Source organism: Milkweed yellows phytoplasma str. MW1, from assembly GCF_000309485.1.
Taxonomy (GTDB): domain Bacteria; phylum Bacillota_I; class Bacilli_A; order Acholeplasmatales; family Acholeplasmataceae; genus Phytoplasma.
The window spans coordinates 1-1,608 of sequence record NZ_AKIL01000064.1 but is presented as its reverse complement, the minus strand read 5'-3'; the positions used below and the strand labels follow the sequence as shown (position 1 = coordinate 1,608).

Here is a 1,608-nt window from a genome sequence, read left to right as displayed (position 1 = left end):
AATCTCATTGTTTAGATTTTTAATTTGTTGGTCTAAAAGAGCTATAGCGTCATTTTTTTGTTCGATTAAAGTTTTATTAAAAGATTTATATGGTTCTAAATTTGTTATTTCAAAATTTAATTGATCTTTTTGGTCTAACAAAGTTTTTAATGCTTTTTGTAAGGGATGTTGATTATTTTTAAACTGATCAAGGATTTTTTGATAATAACCTAATCCTTCTAAACCATAAAAAGTATAAACTTCTTGCACTTTAGTCATATCTTTTGATTTAGGTAAATATTTTTGCAACCCTTTTTTCCAAGTGGCATATTGTTCTTCACAAGCTTTTCTTCTTTGGGTTATTTCCTCTTGACTTTTAACAATATTTTGTTTACTATCTAAGACTTCATCTAAATCAGAAGGCAACATTACTTCATGTTCTAAAGGATTTTCATATTTATAACGATTAGTTTTTTTATAATAAGCACCTTCGATTAACCCCGTTAAATCACGATTAGAATAATGTTTATTTTCGCATCTTTTAGCTATTTCATCTAAATGTAAAAAAGTATGATAACTGATTTGAAAAGGTTTTACTAAAAATTTTAAAAATTTAGCTATTTCTGCATCTTTAATTAAATCTATTTTTATTTCTTCCGAAAAACGACTTCTTAAAGCACTATCTATTTTTTCTAAGTGATTAGTAGCACCCATTAAAATGATTTTTTTATCGCTTTTTTTGAAACCATCCAGTTTGGTTAATAAATTGTTGACAATATTACTAGCGGTTTGACTAGTGTTTTTATCTTCTCTATTTGCTAAACCACTTATTTCATCGATAAAAATAATTGTTTTATCATACTGTTCCGCTTCGGCCCAAATTTTCTCTAATTCTTCGTTCCCTTCGCCAACATAAGTTTTATCAAATTTAGATGGTTCAATTTCGATAAAATGAACGTCTCCTGCTTCACCACAAAGAGCTTTCATTAAATAACTTTTTCCTGTCCCTGGTGGGCCATATAGCAAATAACCACGCGGAGTTACTTTATCAAAATTAACTAATTTTTGATCGCTTTTAAAATAATAAACCAAATCTTTTAAAGCTTCTTTTTCTCGTTCCATCCCGAAAACATCTTTAAAAGTAATGATTTTTTTATCCTTTTGATAAAATTGATTGTTTTTTTTAGCGTTTAATTCTTTTTCTAATTGTCTTACTTGTTGGCTAAAAGATAATAATTGTTCGTCTAAAAATAAATCATAACTTTTTAGATGGTCAATTTCTTCTTTATTATCTTTAGCTTGCGCTAACATTTTTTTAATTAAAGTTTTATTTGCATAATTATATTGAATAGTTTCTTGGAGAAGGTTTATCTTATCTGTTAAAGAAGCTAAAGAGGAGATATTTTGGGTTTTTTGTTGTAAATCATCCATATTTTTAATAATTTTTTGTTCTTCTTGATCTAAATTTTTTCTTTGGACAATTAAAGCTTTGCCTTTTTGTAAATATTCATCTCTTTGCTTTTTTAAAACATTAATTTCTTCTTGTAATTTAGTTTTTTCTTCTGTGCTTAAGGTGTCAAAAGAGGCAGCTAAAGTTTGTTCTTTTTCGATAATATTGGTGTTTAAAGT

1 protein-coding gene is annotated in these 1,608 nt (G+C 26.7%); it reads right to left on the bottom strand.

Features of this window, described 5'->3' with window-relative positions:
- On the bottom strand, positions 1-1,608 hold a 1,608-nt coding region (locus RI76_RS01515; protein ID WP_017192381.1), incomplete at both ends, for an AAA family ATPase.